At 57.1% G+C, this 15,543-nt stretch carries 18 protein-coding genes and 1 pseudogene; 13 read left to right on the top strand and 6 right to left on the bottom strand.

From position 1 onward, the window contains the following. Window positions 1–11: 11 nt before the first annotated feature. Window positions 12–503: a DUF3237 domain-containing protein gene (locus tag AC6I8V_RS20775; protein WP_497846359.1), complete on the bottom strand. Its 492-nt coding sequence runs from the start codon at window positions 501–503 to the stop codon at window positions 12–14. A 211-nt stretch (window positions 504–714) separates the two neighbouring features. Here AC6I8V_RS20775 and AC6I8V_RS20780 point away from each other — a divergent pair, with 211 nt between their 5' ends. Beyond that, window positions 715–1,431 (top strand): dienelactone hydrolase family protein, encoded by a 717-nt coding sequence (locus tag AC6I8V_RS20780; RefSeq protein WP_497846360.1) that lies wholly within the window; start codon window positions 715–717, stop codon window positions 1,429–1,431. A 43-nt stretch (window positions 1,432–1,474) separates the two neighbouring features. On the opposite strand, the gene attM is transcribed toward AC6I8V_RS20780, so the two are convergent. The 3 genes from attM to AC6I8V_RS20795 are packed head-to-tail and all read right to left on the bottom strand — an operon-like array spanning window position 1,475 to window position 4,947. Beyond that, window positions 1,475–2,266 carry an AttM family quorum-quenching N-acyl homoserine lactonase gene (gene attM, locus AC6I8V_RS20785; RefSeq protein WP_497846361.1) on the bottom strand — a complete coding sequence of 264 codons (792 nt, stop codon included), beginning with the start codon at window positions 2,264–2,266 and terminating at the stop codon, window positions 1,475–1,477. A 55-nt stretch (window positions 2,267–2,321) separates the two neighbouring features. After that, window positions 2,322–3,482, bottom strand: a complete 1,161-nt coding sequence (locus AC6I8V_RS20790; RefSeq protein ID WP_497846362.1) for an iron-containing alcohol dehydrogenase — start codon at window positions 3,480–3,482, stop codon at window positions 2,322–2,324. A gap of 10 nt (window positions 3,483–3,492) precedes the next feature. Continuing rightward, the gene (locus AC6I8V_RS20795) at window positions 3,493–4,947 is read right to left on the bottom strand and encodes an NAD-dependent succinate-semialdehyde dehydrogenase (RefSeq protein ID WP_497846363.1); all 1,455 of its coding nucleotides are present in this window, start codon (window positions 4,945–4,947) and stop codon (window positions 3,493–3,495) included. Between the two features lie 72 nt (window positions 4,948–5,019). On the opposite strand from AC6I8V_RS20795, the gene AC6I8V_RS20800 reads away from it, so the two are divergent. Next, window positions 5,020–5,820 carry an IclR family transcriptional regulator gene (locus AC6I8V_RS20800; protein ID WP_497846364.1) on the top strand — a complete coding sequence of 267 codons (801 nt, stop codon included), beginning with the start codon at window positions 5,020–5,022 and terminating at the stop codon, window positions 5,818–5,820. A gap of 130 nt (window positions 5,821–5,950) precedes the next feature. Next, window positions 5,951–6,577, top strand: a complete 627-nt coding sequence (locus AC6I8V_RS20805; RefSeq protein ID WP_497846365.1) for a TetR/AcrR family transcriptional regulator — start codon at window positions 5,951–5,953, stop codon at window positions 6,575–6,577. A 49-nt stretch (window positions 6,578–6,626) separates the two neighbouring features. Here AC6I8V_RS20805 and AC6I8V_RS20810 read toward each other — a convergent pair whose 3' ends face one another. Further along, window positions 6,627–7,286: a DUF3313 domain-containing protein gene (locus AC6I8V_RS20810; RefSeq protein ID WP_497846366.1), complete on the bottom strand. Its 660-nt coding sequence runs from the start codon at window positions 7,284–7,286 to the stop codon at window positions 6,627–6,629. 204 nt (window positions 7,287–7,490) lie between these two features. Here AC6I8V_RS20810 and AC6I8V_RS20815 point away from each other — a divergent pair, with 204 nt between their 5' ends. From AC6I8V_RS20815 to AC6I8V_RS20855, 9 genes and pseudogenes are all read left to right on the top strand, one after another. Beyond that, window positions 7,491–8,099, top strand: a complete 609-nt coding sequence (locus tag AC6I8V_RS20815; RefSeq protein WP_497846367.1) for a TetR/AcrR family transcriptional regulator C-terminal domain-containing protein — start codon at window positions 7,491–7,493, stop codon at window positions 8,097–8,099. Window positions 8,100–8,218: 119 nt separating this feature from the next. Continuing rightward, window positions 8,219–8,434 (top strand): YdgH/BhsA/McbA-like domain containing protein, encoded by a 216-nt coding sequence (locus AC6I8V_RS20820; protein WP_497846136.1) that lies wholly within the window; start codon window positions 8,219–8,221, stop codon window positions 8,432–8,434. Window positions 8,435–8,865: 431 nt separating this feature from the next. Then, the gene (locus AC6I8V_RS20825) at window positions 8,866–9,075 is read left to right on the top strand and encodes a DUF1471 domain-containing protein (protein WP_497846368.1); all 210 of its coding nucleotides are present in this window, start codon (window positions 8,866–8,868) and stop codon (window positions 9,073–9,075) included. A gap of 82 nt (window positions 9,076–9,157) precedes the next feature. Beyond that, window positions 9,158–9,304, top strand: coding sequence for a hypothetical protein (locus tag AC6I8V_RS20830; RefSeq protein WP_497846369.1), 147 nt, complete (start codon window positions 9,158–9,160; stop codon window positions 9,302–9,304). A 104-nt stretch (window positions 9,305–9,408) separates the two neighbouring features. Continuing rightward, a complete protein-coding gene (locus AC6I8V_RS20835) occupies window positions 9,409–10,902 on the top strand; it encodes an alpha/beta hydrolase (protein WP_497846371.1) in 1,494 nt (497 codons plus the stop codon). A gap of 87 nt (window positions 10,903–10,989) precedes the next feature. Beyond that, window positions 10,990–11,577: pseudogene (locus AC6I8V_RS20840) on the top strand (cytochrome b). Continuing rightward, window positions 11,577–12,113, top strand: coding sequence for a tetratricopeptide repeat protein (locus tag AC6I8V_RS20845; RefSeq protein ID WP_497846577.1), 537 nt, complete (start codon window positions 11,577–11,579; stop codon window positions 12,111–12,113). The pseudogene AC6I8V_RS20840 and the gene AC6I8V_RS20845 overlap by 1 nt, the downstream one beginning before the upstream one ends. Window positions 12,114–12,135: 22 nt before the next feature. After that, window positions 12,136–12,657 (top strand): sigma-70 family RNA polymerase sigma factor, encoded by a 522-nt coding sequence (locus AC6I8V_RS20850; RefSeq protein WP_497846373.1) that lies wholly within the window; start codon window positions 12,136–12,138, stop codon window positions 12,655–12,657. Further along, on the top strand, window positions 12,654–13,445 hold the full coding sequence (locus AC6I8V_RS20855) for an anti-sigma factor family protein (protein ID WP_497846375.1): 792 nt from the start codon (window positions 12,654–12,656) through the stop codon (window positions 13,443–13,445). The genes AC6I8V_RS20850 and AC6I8V_RS20855 overlap by 4 nt, the downstream gene beginning before the upstream one ends. Before the next feature lie 187 nt (window positions 13,446–13,632). On the opposite strand, the gene AC6I8V_RS20860 is transcribed toward AC6I8V_RS20855, so the two are convergent. Beyond that, on the bottom strand, window positions 13,633–15,348 hold the full coding sequence (locus AC6I8V_RS20860) for an ATP-binding cassette domain-containing protein (protein ID WP_497846376.1): 1,716 nt from the start codon (window positions 15,346–15,348) through the stop codon (window positions 13,633–13,635). Between AC6I8V_RS20860 and AC6I8V_RS20865 the strand changes: the two genes are divergently transcribed. Then, complete coding sequence (locus tag AC6I8V_RS20865; RefSeq protein WP_497846378.1) at window positions 15,349–15,492, top strand: hypothetical protein; 144 nt, start codon at window positions 15,349–15,351, stop codon at window positions 15,490–15,492. Window positions 15,493–15,543: the final 51 nt, after the last annotated feature.

Raw genomic sequence — 15,543 nt, forward strand, 5'->3', positions numbered from 1 at the left:
CTACGTCACCATCACAGAATTTCGAAGAAACTGTACAAAGGCCCATCCGGGAAACGGTGGCCGATGCCGACAGTCACGATACGATTCATCCAGTCATACTTCTCTGCTGACGTTTCGAACAGCGGCGTGACGCGAAAATAATAATCCGCCGGGTCGACCCCACCTGTCGGCAGTTTTGCCAGAATATCGGCAGCACCGGCGCGGATGCCGCAATACGACATGCCAATCAGCACCCCATCATCGGTTCTCAGCACAATCCGTGCATCAATAGTCCAGGCCCCGTCGGTGCGTACCGTCTGCCAGTCACTGCCTCCGGCCAGCACTTCTCCGCGCAGGCGATCGCCCGTGAAACTGCCTCCGGTGATCACCCCCACCTTGCGGTTGGCTCCCGGCGTGCTGCCCAGATCCGCTGGCCCCTGCACATCCAGTCGTAACGTCATTAATGGGCGGCTTTTTAGCGTGCGCAGTGTCGCTGGCAAATTATCAACATTCAGATCGGTCATGATATTTACGATTCCTTCCTGATAGAGGTTTTACAAGATACACCGGATATCAGCGCAGGGTTTAACAAACCACCTAATGACAATTCATGTAACATTTTGCTCGCCAGCACCTATCGCTAACTGGTTGATTATTATTTGATAATACGGGTTAATGCTGAAAGACCTTTCGCTGAGTAACCATCGGCCTTAACCCTTTTTCCCAGGATAATAAATGAGTAACTTTAAGACTGAACAGCTGCAATACAGCGCAGGCAACACCGTGTTTTCCGGCACGCTGGTTTATGATGCGGATATCGCAACACCGCTGCCAGGCCTGCTGATGGCACCTAACTGGATGGGCGTTTCGGCATCAGCGGTGCGTCAGGCGCAGCTTATCGCCAGCCACGGTTATGTGGTGCTGGTCGCCGATCTGTATGGCGCGGGCAAACGCCCGGAAAACGCCGATCAGGCGGCAGCCTATATGGGTGAAATCAGAAACAAACCGGAAGAAGTGACCCGCCTGCGGGCGGCGCTTGAGGCGTTGCTGACGCAACAACAGGCAAAACTGAGCAGCCAGAAAATTGCTGCGGCTGGTTTCTGCTTTGGCGGTCACAACGTGCTTGAACTGGCGCGCAGCGGTGCGGATATCCGTGCGGCCGTCTCATTCCACGGTAACCTCGACACCAGCGGCCTGTACAACGCGACGATCACCTGCCCGTTGCTGGTATTGCATGGCGCGAAAGATCCGGTGGTTCCGGTGCAGCAGCTGACGGATTTCGTCGCTGAGATGGCGCTGTCCGGGACAGACTGGCAGCTGATCAGTTATGCCGATGCGGCGCATTCATTCACCGATCCGGATGCCAATACCCCCGATATGTTCCAGTATCATCCGGAAGTGGCGGCTCGCGCTTTCCAGAGCCTGTTTAGCCTGCTGGCGGATAACCAGTAAACCGTCAGCCCCGGACGGCATAACCCGCCGGGGCTGGCTTTTATCAGGCGTAATATTCCGGCGCCTTTTTGAATCCTGCCCAGGCATCCGGGTCGTGGCCGGTTACCACAATCGCATCAGCGCGTTCCGCCACCGCCCGCAGTTTCTGTACCGAACGAACCGAATCAACCGCCGAAGCCAGGAAGCCCGGCAGGGCTTTTTGTTCCCAGTGATCCACCGTGTAGGCGGCATCGATAGTCAGCAGCAGCGGTTTGCTGTTCGGCAGACGGACCAGGAAGGATTGATGGCCGGGTGCGTGGCCGGGGGAGAAAATGGTGGTTAAGGTGCCGTCGCCGTAGATGTCATAGAAATCATCGTCGGTGCCGTTGAGGAATTGCCAGTTAAGGCCCGGACGATCGAAATCCTTGCGGATATAGCCGCCCGCGGCGAACCAGTCCGGGGTAAAGGCGTATTCATACTCGGCGCGTTGCACGATATGTTTCGCGTTCGGGAAACGGCCGATAGCCCCGGTATGGTCGAGATGCAGATGCGACTGCACCACATATTTCACATCCGCCGGATCGATACCGAGCGCTTTCACCTGATCGACACATCCCTGATCTTCGCCAAGCACCGGCCAGTAAACATCACAAATCCCTCCCCAATATCCCTGAGGATCGGTTGCCACTTCAATGGCGTTGCCGCCATCAATAATGGTATGCCCATCAGGATGGGTGATCAGAAAGAAGGGCACGGGAATTTCATAGTCCGCGCCAGCGCCCTGGTTCATCTTGATGTTGTGCACCTTACATTTCAGGGTACCGGATTGCAGCATATAGAGACGTATATCGTTCATTCGGGGCATTCCTCTGGATAGTCGTGGGTACAATTATTGTTTTAGGGGTAGAACTTCAGAATGCTTCCCGATAGAGATTCAGGGCGTCCTGCTCCTGAACCTCTACCGGATTATTGGTGAGTAAACGCGTTTGCAACATGGCATCAGCTGCCAGCCGCGGCAGACTCTCCTCGGTGACGCCAACATCACGCAGCCGCCGTGGCGCGCCGCTCTGCTCCATCAGATTCAGCATATGCGCGACAAACGCGGTGGAACGCGCGTCGGCATCGCCATTGCCTGGCACGCCCAGCACATCGGCCAGTTCCGCATACAACGGTGCGGCGGCGCTGGCGTTATAGCGCAGTACCGGGCCGAGCATCAGCGCATTGGAAAGGCCGTGGGCGACGTGATAATGACCGCCAAGCGGGTAGGCGAGCGCATGAACGGCGGCCACCGGCGAGTTGGCGAATGCCTGACCTGCCAGCGTTGCGCCAAGCAGCATACCTTCGCGTGCCGCACGGTTGCTGCCGTCCTGGCAGGCGGTAATCAGGTTGGCGCCCAGCAGCCGCAACGCTTCACGCGCCAGCGCATCGGACAGCGGATTTTTCTTGTGCTTGCTGGTATAGGCTTCGATGGCATGAACCATGGCATCGATACCGGTGGCGGCAGTGTGGATCTGCGGCAGCCCGAGGGTCAGCTCCGCGTCGAGCAACACGAAATCCGCGTACAGTTGTGGCGCGACTACCCCCATCTTGGTGGTTTCACCGGTGGTGATGATGGCGATATTGGTCACTTCTGAACCGGTGCCCGCGGTGGTCGGGATCAGCACCAGCGGCAGACGGCCCCCTGTCACTTTGCCGATACCGTACATCTCAGCCAGCGGCTGGGAGCCTTCTGCCATCACCGCCGCAATCTTGGCGATATCCAGCGATGAACCGCCGCCAAGACCGATCACGATGTCAGCGCCGGCCTGCTTCGCCGCGCTCACGCAGGTTTGAACAATATGTTCCGGCGGATCCGCCACCACTTTGTCGAACACCGTGACGGTAAAACCGGCGGTGATCAGATCCTCCACAATCGGCGCAATCAGGCCCGCTTTCACCAGCCCGGCGTCGGTAATCAGCAGCGCCTTGCGCTGGGGGAAACGCGCCGCGACGCTGGCGCCCAGCTGCTGAGCGCCTCCCCATTTCATCTCAATGGCGGGTACAGTTCGGAACTCGAATGGATTGATTGTCATAGCACCTCCTTCAGGCGATTTCGGAGCACAGGTATTTGATTTCGAGATATTCATCAATGCCGTAATGAGAACCTTCCCGGCCAAGGCCGGATTGTTTTACGCCGCCAAAAGGGGCGACTTCGTTGGATATCAGGCCGCTGTTGTGGCCGACCATACCGTATTCGAGCGCTTCGGCGACCCGCCAGGTACGGCGAACATTTTCGGTGTAAAAGTAGGCCGCGAGACCGAATTCGGTGTCGTTAGCCATGGCGATCGCTTCCTCTTCGGTGTCGAAGCGGAACAGCGGGGCAACCGGACCAAACGTTTCTTCGCGCGCAATCTTCATCTGCTGCGTGGCGCCGGTTAAGACCGTCGGTTCAAAAAAGGTGCCGCCGAGGGCGTGTGGCTTACCGCCGGTAATCAGGGTGGCCCCTTTTGCCAGCGCGTCGGCAATATGGTCCTCAACCTTGCTGACCGCGCTGCTATCAATCAGCGGCCCGATCATCACATCAGCCTGATGTCCTTCGCCAACCTTCAGCGCGGCAACCCTGGCGGCAAACTTCTGCACAAACTGCTCATAAACGCCGGACTGCACGTAAATACGGTTCGAACACACGCAGGTCTGCCCGGCATTGCGGTATTTGGAGGCGAGCGCCCCTTCAACCGCCGCATCGAGATCGGCATCGTCAAAAACGATAAAGGGCGCGTTGCCACCCAGTTCCAGCGAGAGTTTTTTGATGGTGGCAGCGGATTGCGCCATCAGAATCCGGCCAACCTCCGTCGAACCGGTGAAGGAAAGTTTCCTCACTTTGTCGCTTTGGGTAAGAACAGCGCCGATCTCGCGGGCATCGCCGGTGATCACCTGAAAAACACCGGCCGGGATACCGGCCTGCTCAGCCAGGACCGCCAGCGCCAGCGCGGTCAGCGGGGTTTGCTCAGCGGGTTTCACGATCATGGTGCAGCCAGCCGCGAGGGCGGGCGCGGCTTTGCGGGTGATCATCGCCGCCGGGAAGTTCCACGGCGTGATCGCGGCACAGACGCCGATCGGCTGCTTAAGCACGATAATCCGTTTGCTGGCGCCAGGCGCCGGGATGGTCTCGCCGTAAACACGTTTCGCTTCCTCGGCAAACCATTCGACAAAGGAGGCGGCATATAACGCTTCCCCTTTGGCTTCCGCCAGCGGCTTGCCCTGTTCCGCCGTCATCAAAGCGGCGAGGTCATCAGCATTTGCTACGATAAGATCAAACCAGCGACGCAGCAGGGCGGTGCGATCTTTAGCCGCCATTTTGCTCCAGCTGTGAAACGCGGTTTGTGCCGCCTGGATGCTGTTGGCTGCATCCCCGGCGGAAAGGGAGGGTACGCTGGCGATAATTTTTCCGGTGGCGGGATTATCAACGGCAATGACATCACCATTGCGGGCGCTTACCCATTCACCATTAATCAGACACTGATCGCGCAGAAGCGCTGAATTTTTGAGTTGGATCATTTACTCCCCCATAGCGATAGTTCAATATGTTGAACTAAGATCTGTATAATGAACTAAGGATGAGGGCGCAGTATGTCAGGGACTTCAGGTATAAAAAGCGATCAAACGCTCAAAAGTATCGACTCCGTTCCCGCCTTACGCCGGGCGGTAACTATTCTCGATTTAGTTGCCGAGGCGGGCGGAATGCTTTCCGCCGCGGAGATCACCCGTCAGCTTGGCCTGCCGAAAAGCACCGCGCATGGGCAGCTTAACGTATTGACGGAGCTGGGATTGCTGGTCAGAAGCGCGGAAGGTACCTTTCGCCTCGGGCCACATCTGATGCGCTGGGCCGAAGGCTTTTTGTCCCAGATGGATATCGTTTCCCTGTTCCGCGCCTATTTTGCCAGCGATACCGCGCTTGCGGGCTATACCATCACGCTGACTGTGCTCGACCGCGACGAGGTGGTCTACATCAGCTGCCGAAATTCAGAAAAACCCCTGGGTCATACCTTCCGAATTGGGATGCGTCTGCCCGCGCCCTTTACCGCCACCGGCAAGATGCTGCTTTCCACCCTGGCGGATGAAGAGGTGACGGCGCTGTTTGCAGCGGAATTTCCTGCGCCGATGACGCCCGGCAGCGTGCGCGATCTGACCGCACTGCGGCAGGAGCTGGCGACAATCCGCGAGCGACATTTTTCGATTGATAACGGCCAGATTAACGCAGCAATGACCTGCGTCGGCGCGGCGATTTACGATCATGCGGGAAAGGCAATCGCCGGGATCGCTACCAGCTTCCTGAGCAGCGAAGCGCAGGCCGGGTTGATTGATACCCTTGGCGAAAAAATCCGCAATGCGGCGGCGGCGTTGTCCGGGCAATGCGGCTATGGCCGGTGAGGCGACGTTTCACCGTCCCTGAAAGATATGGCATAATGCGGATTAATAAACTGAACGGTTTGGTAACGAGACGATCCCGCATTCAGATAAATTTCTTAGCGCACCACGCAGTGCCATCCGAGGTAAATGAATGAGAACTCTGACAGATGAGCGGCGTCAGGCCATCATAGACGCGGCTTCCCACTTATTCCAGGAGATGGGTTATGAACGCACTTCTATGAATGAAGTCGCCAGACTGGTCGGCGGCTCCAAAGCCACCCTGTACAACTACTTTTCTTCGAAAGAAGAGTTGTTTGAGACCGTGGTGCGCACCTACAGCACGCGATTTCTCACCGATGCCGCCACGCAACTGCGCGACACCGGGAGTGCGTCCTTAAGCCTCGAACAAAAGCTGGTGCAGTTTGGTGAAGGGATGCTGAAGGTGCTGAGCGGCGACAATCAGGCGATGCAGATCTATCGCGTGGTGGTGGGAGAGGCCGGGCATTCCGACATCGGCAAGCTGTTCATGGAATCAGGCATTCGCGAAAGCATGGAGAAGCTGGCGCAGGTCATGGCTGAGGCGATGGCGCAGGGCGAGCTGGCCGAGGCCGATCCGATGCTGCGCGCCCAGCAGTTCACCGCGCTGGTAAAAGCTGAAATTGATGTGGTTTTACTGCAACGTGAATTGCCGCGTTATAGCCATAGCCAGATTGAGAAAATGGTCAGCGGTGGCGTACGTCTTTTCCTGCTCGGCGCGCAGGCCACTCCTCTGCGTTAATCCGTTCTGTGCGGCTGCCTGTCGTCAGGCAGCCGTCAGTTGCGGGCAGTTATTTCAACAGATCGGCCAGTTGTTCCGCGCCCTTATCAATCCCCACTTCCGCCGCGCTGAGCGATCCAATGGAGGCGGAAACATTCATTGCGTTCGGATACTGCTTCGCCACATAGGCGTGCAGCAGGTTGTTGCTGGACGCATCGTAAATCTCAACGACATAGTTCACATCGCCGCTAAACATTCCCTGACCGCCACGTATAGATTGCACGATGTTGTAAGGACCACCGGCCAAATCGAATTTGGTGACGGTGCCGACGACCTGAGTGGTGGTGTCAGCGCCGGTCAGCGTCAGCTTAAGACGCAGCGTATCCGGAGCGGCGGCGGTTGCCTCGCTGAAGCGAGGGCGTAACGTCTCAGTAAATTTATCCTGCATGTAACTGGCCAGTTTCTGGCGGTCGGATTGCGTCATATCGCCAAACTGACCATCGCCGCCCTGATAAATCTTCACCGGTTCGATGATGATGTTGCGATATTTGGACCAGTCCACAGGTGTCGCGTATTGGAAGGGAATGCGGTCGGCATCGTCCCCGCTGTTGGGCGTCATTTTGGTTGCGGAATCAATCCCGGCGTAGCGTACGGGGGGATTGCTGGCACAACCAGCCAGAAGAACAGACAGCGTAAGCAGAATGGCTCGGGAAGCGCGTGGCGTGATCATCGTTTAAATATCCTTAATTAAAATAACAAGTTGCCGGTGCCAGAGTGCGATCTCGCTGGTGAAAAAGCGGATCCCAGCACGGTACAAACAGCATATGGGAACGGTGTGGCGGAACTTTATAACTGTACGGTGTAGTTTTGCAATGTTATTCTGCGGCTGTTAGCAAAATGTTTTTGGCCGGTATCATTTACAGGAGGGAAGGGCATGAACGCGTTGTCGGACCTTAGCCGCGAAGGGATCATTCTTCGAACCGGCGAATTATTACAAATGAACGGGGATCTCTCCTTTCCCCTGCTGGCCGCCCGGCTGGGTTGCGCTGAGTCGCGTCTTCACCAGCTTTTCCCGGATATCGATGCGCTGCTGAGTGCGGTGTTTTTTCAGCATGTTGCCAGGCATCTCAGCGTGGCGGTCGCGGCGCTGGATGAAACCCCGCGACGACCTTTGCGCAGCCGACTGATGCATTTTGCTTTATGCCTGCTTCGAACACAGGAGAGCGCCCATGAGGTGCTGAATGTTTATCGCCTGGTGATTACCCATGCGGTTCACAGCCATATCGGTGGGATGTTTTATGAGGTGGGCTGGCGTCAGACGCTGGAGCAACTGACGCAGGCGCTCGACCGGGCGATGATGCGGTGTGAGCTGCGGCAGGCCGATCCGCATTTGCTGGCGCAGCGGCTGCTGGCGCTGCTCAACTATTCGCAGGCGTTGCGTTTGCCTGACGCGCAGCAGCCAGTCAGCGGCTGTGCCTTGCGCCGACAGGCGAGAGAGGCAGTGGATATTTTTCTGGCGGGAGCGAAGCGGCGAGTGAAGTGATAATTAGCTTGATCACAGTTATCGCACTAATTATCAATCATGAAACGATAACTATGGTTATTATTACTTTCATCGAAGGCGCACAACCTTCTCACCTGACAAAAAAAAGGAATAAGACCATGAAAACCATCAAAGCTATGTCCATCGCCGCTGTTGCCGCTCTTTCCCTGATGTCATTCGGCAGCTTCGCTCAGAGCATTTCCGTCACCTCTTCAACCCTGGACGGTGCAGAAGCGAAAATCGCCGCTCAGGCAGCACAGCAGGGCGATCAGTACAAAATTACCGAAGCGAACACCAATAACCGTGTCCACATGACCGCAGAATTGTATAAATAACGGATGGTCGTTCAGGGATGAGCCGGAAGAGGTCGCTGTAAGGCGGCCTTTTTTGCGTCTGAATCCGTTGCGCGATAAATCGCGCCGCTACGGTGGAGTGCGGATTCCGGGCTGGTCGCCATTAATGGCGACCCTACGGGGCAAATCATCCGCGCGGAAATAACGTTGATAACAAATCCACAGGGCGCGCATTAATGCGCACCAGGCAAATCATCCGCGCGGAAAAGACGGTGATAACAAATCCGTAGGGTGCGCATTAATGCGCACCAGGCAAATCATCCGCACCCGATCATCCGCACCTGAAAAATGTTCATATTTTTTGATTTACTTCAGCAAAACGCTCAGCTTTTACTCAGCAGCCAACAGGTCTATTCTTTCTCACATCGAGGCAGAACGCCTCACCACTTAAAAAAATCTCTGAGGAAATGACCATGAAATATATCAAAACTTTCGTTGCAGTTGCGGCCCTGACCCTGGTTTCTTTCGGCAGCTTCGCACAAAGCATTACCGCTTCCGCCTCAACGCTGGATGGCGCTGAAGCCAAAATTGCCGCACAGGCCCAACAGGCAGGTGCATCTTACAAAATCACCGGCGCACGCGTGGATAACGGTGCATATCTGTCGGCGGAACTGACCAAATAATCATGGTCGCAAAAGGATGTGCCGGACGAAGTCGCCCTCTGGCGACTTCATTCGCTTTTCCTTATTAGCAGGAGTTGATGTCATGCAAAACAATAATGAAATCGCTGCCCAGGCTGCGGCCTTCGTCGAGGCGCTCAGATCACATCGTCACGCCAGTATGCCCGCCATCCGCTTCCGTCACTGGCCACAGTTTATTTCTACCGTGCGCGAGCTGATGGAAAAAAACTGATACCTGTCAAACAACGGGAAAATATTCCCTAAGCCCTTATTTGCAAAACCTTAGGAATGTTCGCAGACTTAGCATCATGCTGCGACTGGCCTGAGGAACATACCTTGCCACTTCTTTTCACCGCCACCCTGGCGAAACGCATTCTTATCGGCCTTGTCGTTATCATCATTGTTTTTTTTATCGGCCGTATTTACCAGTCTGAACGCGGCGCGCCACTGCATCGCTGGCATACCTGGTCAGCGGATGAAATGAGCGAAAAAGAGATCAATCAGGCGAGTTTTGCCGACTATCTGACGCGCGAAGATGCGATCTTTCGCGATATGAAAAACAACGTGACGGATAAGCTCAGCGACGATGAAAAAACATCGCTGAACCGCTTTTACGCGCAAAGCCCGGTCTATCCCGGCCGCTTTCAGCCAGACTGGAATCGCTCCTATGTGCTGATGCCGCAAGGCAAGCCGCTTGGTGCGGCGGTGTTGTTGCATGGCCTGACGGATTCTCCCTACAGTATGCGCTACCTGGCGGAAGACTATCGGCAGAAAGGATTCGTCGCGGTGGTGCCGCGTCTGCCCGGACATGGCACCGCACCCGGCGCGCTGACCACGGTAAACTGGCAGCAGTGGCAGGCCGTGGCGCGGCTGGCGGTGCGTGAAGCGACCCGGCGCGCGGGGCCTGATGTGCCGCTGCATATGGTGGGCTATTCAAACGGTGGGGCGCTGGCGATGAAGTACGCGCTGGATGCGCTGGAAGATCCCTCGCTGCGTCGGCCTCAGCAAATCGTGTTGATGTCGCCGATGATTGGCGTTACCGACTTCGCGCGCTTTGCCGGACTGGCCGGATTGCCTGCGGTGCTTCCGGCATTCGCCAAAGCGGCATGGCTGAGCGTGGTGCCGGAATTTAACCCCTACAAATACAACTCCTTTCCGGTGAAAGCCGCCCGCCAGTCCTGGCTCCTGACGCAGGCGCTTCAGCAGCAAATCCAGCAGGAATCACGTAATAAACGGCTGGCGGAACTGCCGCCGGTACTGACTTTTCAGTCGGTAATGGATGCGACGGTCAGTACCCGCGCGGTGGTTAATTCGCTGTATCGTTATCTGCAAAGCAACGGCAATCAGCTGGTGATTTTCGACATCAACCAGGCATCGAATTTGCGGGCGCTGTTTCGGCCAGCGCTCTATTCCGCGGTCAGCAGCTTGCTGCCTGCGCCGCCGCGCCTCTATGGCACCACGGTGATCACCAACGCGACGCCACAAACTTACGCCACCGTGGCGCGGACTACCCCAGCCGGGCAAATCAGTGAATCCGTTCAGCCGCTGCATCTTGCCTGGCCGCAGGACATGTACTCCCTTTCCCATGTGGCGGTGCCCTTTCCTCTGACCGATTCGTTATATGGCCTGGAGCCGGGCGAAAAGAACCAGTTTGGCATCAGCATCGGCACCATTTCGCTGCGCGGCGAGACCTCTTCGTTGACTGTCGGGCTGGATACCCTGATGCGCGCCAGCTCGAATCCCTTTTTTGACTATATGATGGCGCGGATCAATCAGCATATTGCCTGTAGCCATCAGCCTGATGTGGCGGCCTGCATCAGGGCGCAGTGATGCAGCGAAAAAAAACAAAATTTTTCCGAATAGAAATCGGGGCTGAGGTGTTTACAGCTTATCAAGGTTACTTTTCGGGAAAACACCATGTCCAAAACCTCTCTCCGCCAGCGCTACGATACGCTAAGCCTGGCGCTGCACTGGATCACCGCCTTTAGCGTTATTTTTCTGTTCGCCTCCGCCCACATCTGGGAGCAGCTGGAACGAGGTACGCCGCTACGTAAAGGGCTACAGGCCTGGCACATCTCCTTCGGTATTTTGCTGGCGCTGGTGATGATTGTGCGGCCTTTGTGGCGCCTCTACAGCCAGCGTAACCTCCAGCTGGCGATGCCTCCGGCGGAAAATAGTCCGCTGCTGCGCATCCTGGCACATGCGGTGCATGGTGCGCTCTATCTGTTGTTATTCACTCAGGTGACGCTCGGCTTTTTGTTTCGCTGGTCGCAGCAGGAGCCGTTCAGCTTTTTTGGCCTGTTTGATATTCCTGCCTTTATTCCGGTCGATACCGCGTTGCGCCAAAGCCTGGCGGGCTGACACAACAACGTTGCCTGGGCCTTGATTATCCTGGCCGGCGCCCACGCGCTGGCGGCGTTATTCCATCACTACGTTCTGCGCGACAACGTGCTGCGCCGTATGCTGCCGTTGCGTGATTCCATGCCACTCCGTGAGGATAAATGATGAAAACGATCAACCCTGTTCGCTGGTTTGTCCTACCTGCTTTATTGATGGCCCTGCATACGCCGATGGCGCTGGCGATGGGCGATGATGATAGCGACAGCAAAACGCCGGATTGTCCGAAAGGCCAGGTGTACGATGGCAAATCGAAAAGCTGCGTCCCGGATAAAACCAGCTCGCTGAGCGATGAAGACAAGACAAACTACGCTTATCATCTGGCGAAGAAAGGCGAGTATCAGGCGGCCCTGAATCTGCTGGATACCCTGAAAAATCCCAACACCAAAGAAGCGTGGAATTATCGTGGTTACGCCACGCGTAAACTGGGACGTACCGATGAAGGGATGAGCTACTATCAGCGCTCCATCGCGCTTGACCCGAAATACGCCAAAGTCCGTGAGTATCTGGGGGAAGCCTGGATGATTAAAGGTCGCCCGGATCTGGCGAAGCAGCAGCTCACCATCATTAAATCGCTGTGCGGCGTGAGCTGCGAAGAGTATCGCGACTTGCAGGCGGCGATTGAAGGCCATCCTGAGTCCTGAATGGTGGTGCTAAACGGAGGACGTGAAAATCACCAGCACTGAAGTCCGGCAGCATCTGGCTGCACACCTGGTGCGCTTGTGGCGTTACGCGATGGTACTTTCGCGCAACCGCGACGTGGCCGAGGAGCTGGTGCAATCCACCTGTGTGCGGGCGCTGGAGCGCAGCAGGCAGTTCACGCCCGGCACGCGTATTGATCGCTGGTTGTTTAGCGTGCTGCATTCGGTGTGGATCAACGAACTGCGCGCCCAGCGGGTACGCATGGGGCAGGGGTTCGTCGAGAGTGACGAACTGATTGCCCCGGATCATCAGCAACACAATGAGGAACGGATGCAGTATCAGAAAGTGATGCAGCGTGTCGGGCAACTGCCGGAAGCGCAGCGCAATGCGGTATTTTTGGTGTATGTCGAAGGCTTTACCTACCAGGAAGCGGCGGAGACGCTGGCAGTGCCGGTGGGCACCATTATGAGTCGTCTCGCAGCGGCGCGCTCCACGCTGGCCAATGCGGTGAGCGCCCAGCCCCCGGCACAGGAGAAACGTTTGTGACTGCGATCCGTTTTAGCCCGCCTTACCTGGATGACGCGATTGTTGCCTGGCTCGATGGCGAAATGCGCGCGGATGATGCTCAGGCGTTTGAAAAAGAGTTGAAGCGCAGTCCGACGCTGTCCGCACGGACCGCCGAACTGATGAAAAGCAATCAACCCTTTGCCGAGGCGTTCGCCCTGATGCTGGATGAGGCACCGGAACCGCGTATGCAACAGCAACTGGCCCGGTTGCTGGCGGAGACACCACCGGCGCCGCCTCCACAGGTGAGCCGTCGGGCATTGATCGCGGCATCGCTGAGTTTTCTGCTGGTGGGGAGCGGCATCGGTTATCTGGTGCGCCCGGAGGCGAAGCTGGATGAAAGCGCGAAGATTCGTGAGCTGGAAGCACAATATATGTCGCTCTATAGCCCGGAGACGCTGGCGGATGTCGATAACTCACCGCAGAGGCTGCAACACGCGCTGGCGCGCACCGCCCGCGATCTGGATTTGCATCTGACGCTGACGCAGCTGGCATTGCCGGAGGCGGATCTGAAAAGCGTGCGTATGCTGCGCTATGATGACGCGCTGATTACCCAGATTGCCTGGAATCATCAGAGTTATGGCCCGATGGCGCTGTGCATTTCTCGCGAGGAGGGACAATCCACGCGCGCGCTGAGTGAAGAAAAGCGTCACGGCATGAATCTGGTGTGGTGGCGACAGGCGGGGTATCAGTTTGTGCTGATTGGACGGAATCCGTCGGCGCAGCTGATGAAAACTGCGACGACGCTCAGCCGTGGGTTGCTGGTTTAAGGCCAGCTGCGCCCGCAGAGTCGGCATTGATGCCGACCATCCCAAAGTCCTCACCGTAGGGTCGGCATTAATGCCGACCGTCCCAAAGCTCTCACCGTAGGGTCGGCATTGATGCCGACCATCCCAAAGCTCTCACCGTAGGGTCGGCATTAATGCCGACCTGGCCTCAGCGTGCACCCAATCCCGACTACATCAACCCCAGCTGCACATGCAGCGCCGCAATCTTCGCCCGCCACTCCGCCTGCAACGCCGGTTTCTGGTGCTTCGGTTTACGCGCGACATCCTCTGCCAGCTTGTGCTGCAAATCCAGCAGCAGCGTCAGCAGCGCATCTTCGTCGTCGTCGATAACCGGGGCCGTCTGCGCGCAGGCGGGTGCGGCCGCCGTCGCAGGCAGCTCCTCGTTCAGCCTTGCCGTCACGGTGGCGACATCCTGCCATTCCGTCAGCTGCTGCTGTTCGATCAGCCAGAAACGATTGCAGCTTTGCGCCATCAGAGAACGATCGTGCGTCACCAGCAGCACTGCGCCAGCAAACTGGTTCAGCGCGGCGGCCAGCTCCTCTTTACCCACCATATCCAGATGGTTAGTCGGCTCATCCAGCAGTAACAACGAGTAGCGCGCCAGCGTCAGCCCGACAAACAGCAGGCGCGAACGTTCACCGCCGCTGAGCGAACCGATGCGTTGCTGGTGGCGCTGATACGGGAAGCCCGCGCCAATCAGCGCCATTTTGCGTTGGTCATCACTCAGGGCAGCGAAGTGGGACAATGCATCGCTCAGGGTGTCATCATCCGCGAGCTGCATCAGGCTTTGATCGTAATAACCGAGCCGCGCGCGGGGATGAAATAACCCCGGCGTTTGCTGCTGATACGCTTGCCACAGGTGACGCAACAGCGACGATTTGCCGGAGCCGTTGCGCCCCGCCACGGCAATGCGATCGCCGCTTTTCACCTGGAAACCCGGCAGCGAAAACAGCACCGCTGCGTCAGCCGCCGGACGCACGGCCATCGCTGGCAGCGCCAGCACGCGGTCGGCATCCAGCGCTTCGCCATGCAGCTGTAAGCGCCAGGGGCTGCCGTCGGTTAGCGTGGTCTGTGCTTCCTTCAGCCAGTTCACACGTTTTTCCATCTGCTGGGCTTTGCGCGACAAACCTTCGTTGTCGTAGGTGCGTCCCCAAATGGCCAGACGTTGCGCGCTTTTCGCCAGCCGATCAATCTCCTTCTGTTCAGCCTGAAAACGCTGGGCATCGGCTTCATCCTGCTCCGCCAGCGCCTGACGTGCTGCGGAGCAGGGCAGGTCAATAAACTGCAACGTTTTGTCGCGCAGGAACCAGCTGGAATGGGTGACGCGATCCAGCAGCGTGCTATCGTGCGAAACCAGCACAAAACTGCCGCTCCAGCTATTGAGGAAGTTTTCCAGCCACAGCAACGTGGGTAAATCGAGATGGTTGCTGGGTTCATCCAGTAACAACAGGTCAGGTTGCAGAATCAGCGCGCGCGCCAGCAGCAAACGCATATGCTGACCACCACTCAGCGTGGCCGCTGTTTGTCTCTGCTGTTCCGGGCGAAAGCCGAGAGTGGCGAGCAGCGCTTCTGCGCGCCAGCGTTCGCTAAGTCGCTGTTGCACGGGCAGCCGCGCCACCACGCTATCCAGCAGCGGGGCCGCGATTAACGTCGGCGGCAGATGCTGCTCAATCCTCGCCAGCAAACAGTGGTTTGCCTGGCTGAGGGTGCCGCGCGTGGCCTCCAGTTCACCGCTGAGAAGGTTCAGCAGGGTGCTTTTGCCGGTGCCGTTCGCGCCGAGCAGACCAATGCGGTCGCCTTTTTTCAGGCTAAAGGTGATGTTGTGAAAAAGGGTGCCGAAGGCATTATCAAAGCCGACAGCCTGTGCGGATAGTAAAGTGCTCATGTGCTTACTCATAAGTTGCAGGCGCAAAAACGCCTGACGTCAAACATCGCTGACGACAACCCGGTAAGCCGGAGGGAAGGGATTCAGATTTTCAGTAACTTCGCTCAGGGCGGATTATCGCAGCACGATACCGGTAATGCCTGAGCGCGGCCAATTACTATAAAGGTGTGAGAACAGAAACAATTCACACGGCAG

Source organism: Pantoea sp. X-Soil-TKNS-1207, assembly GCF_059730485.1.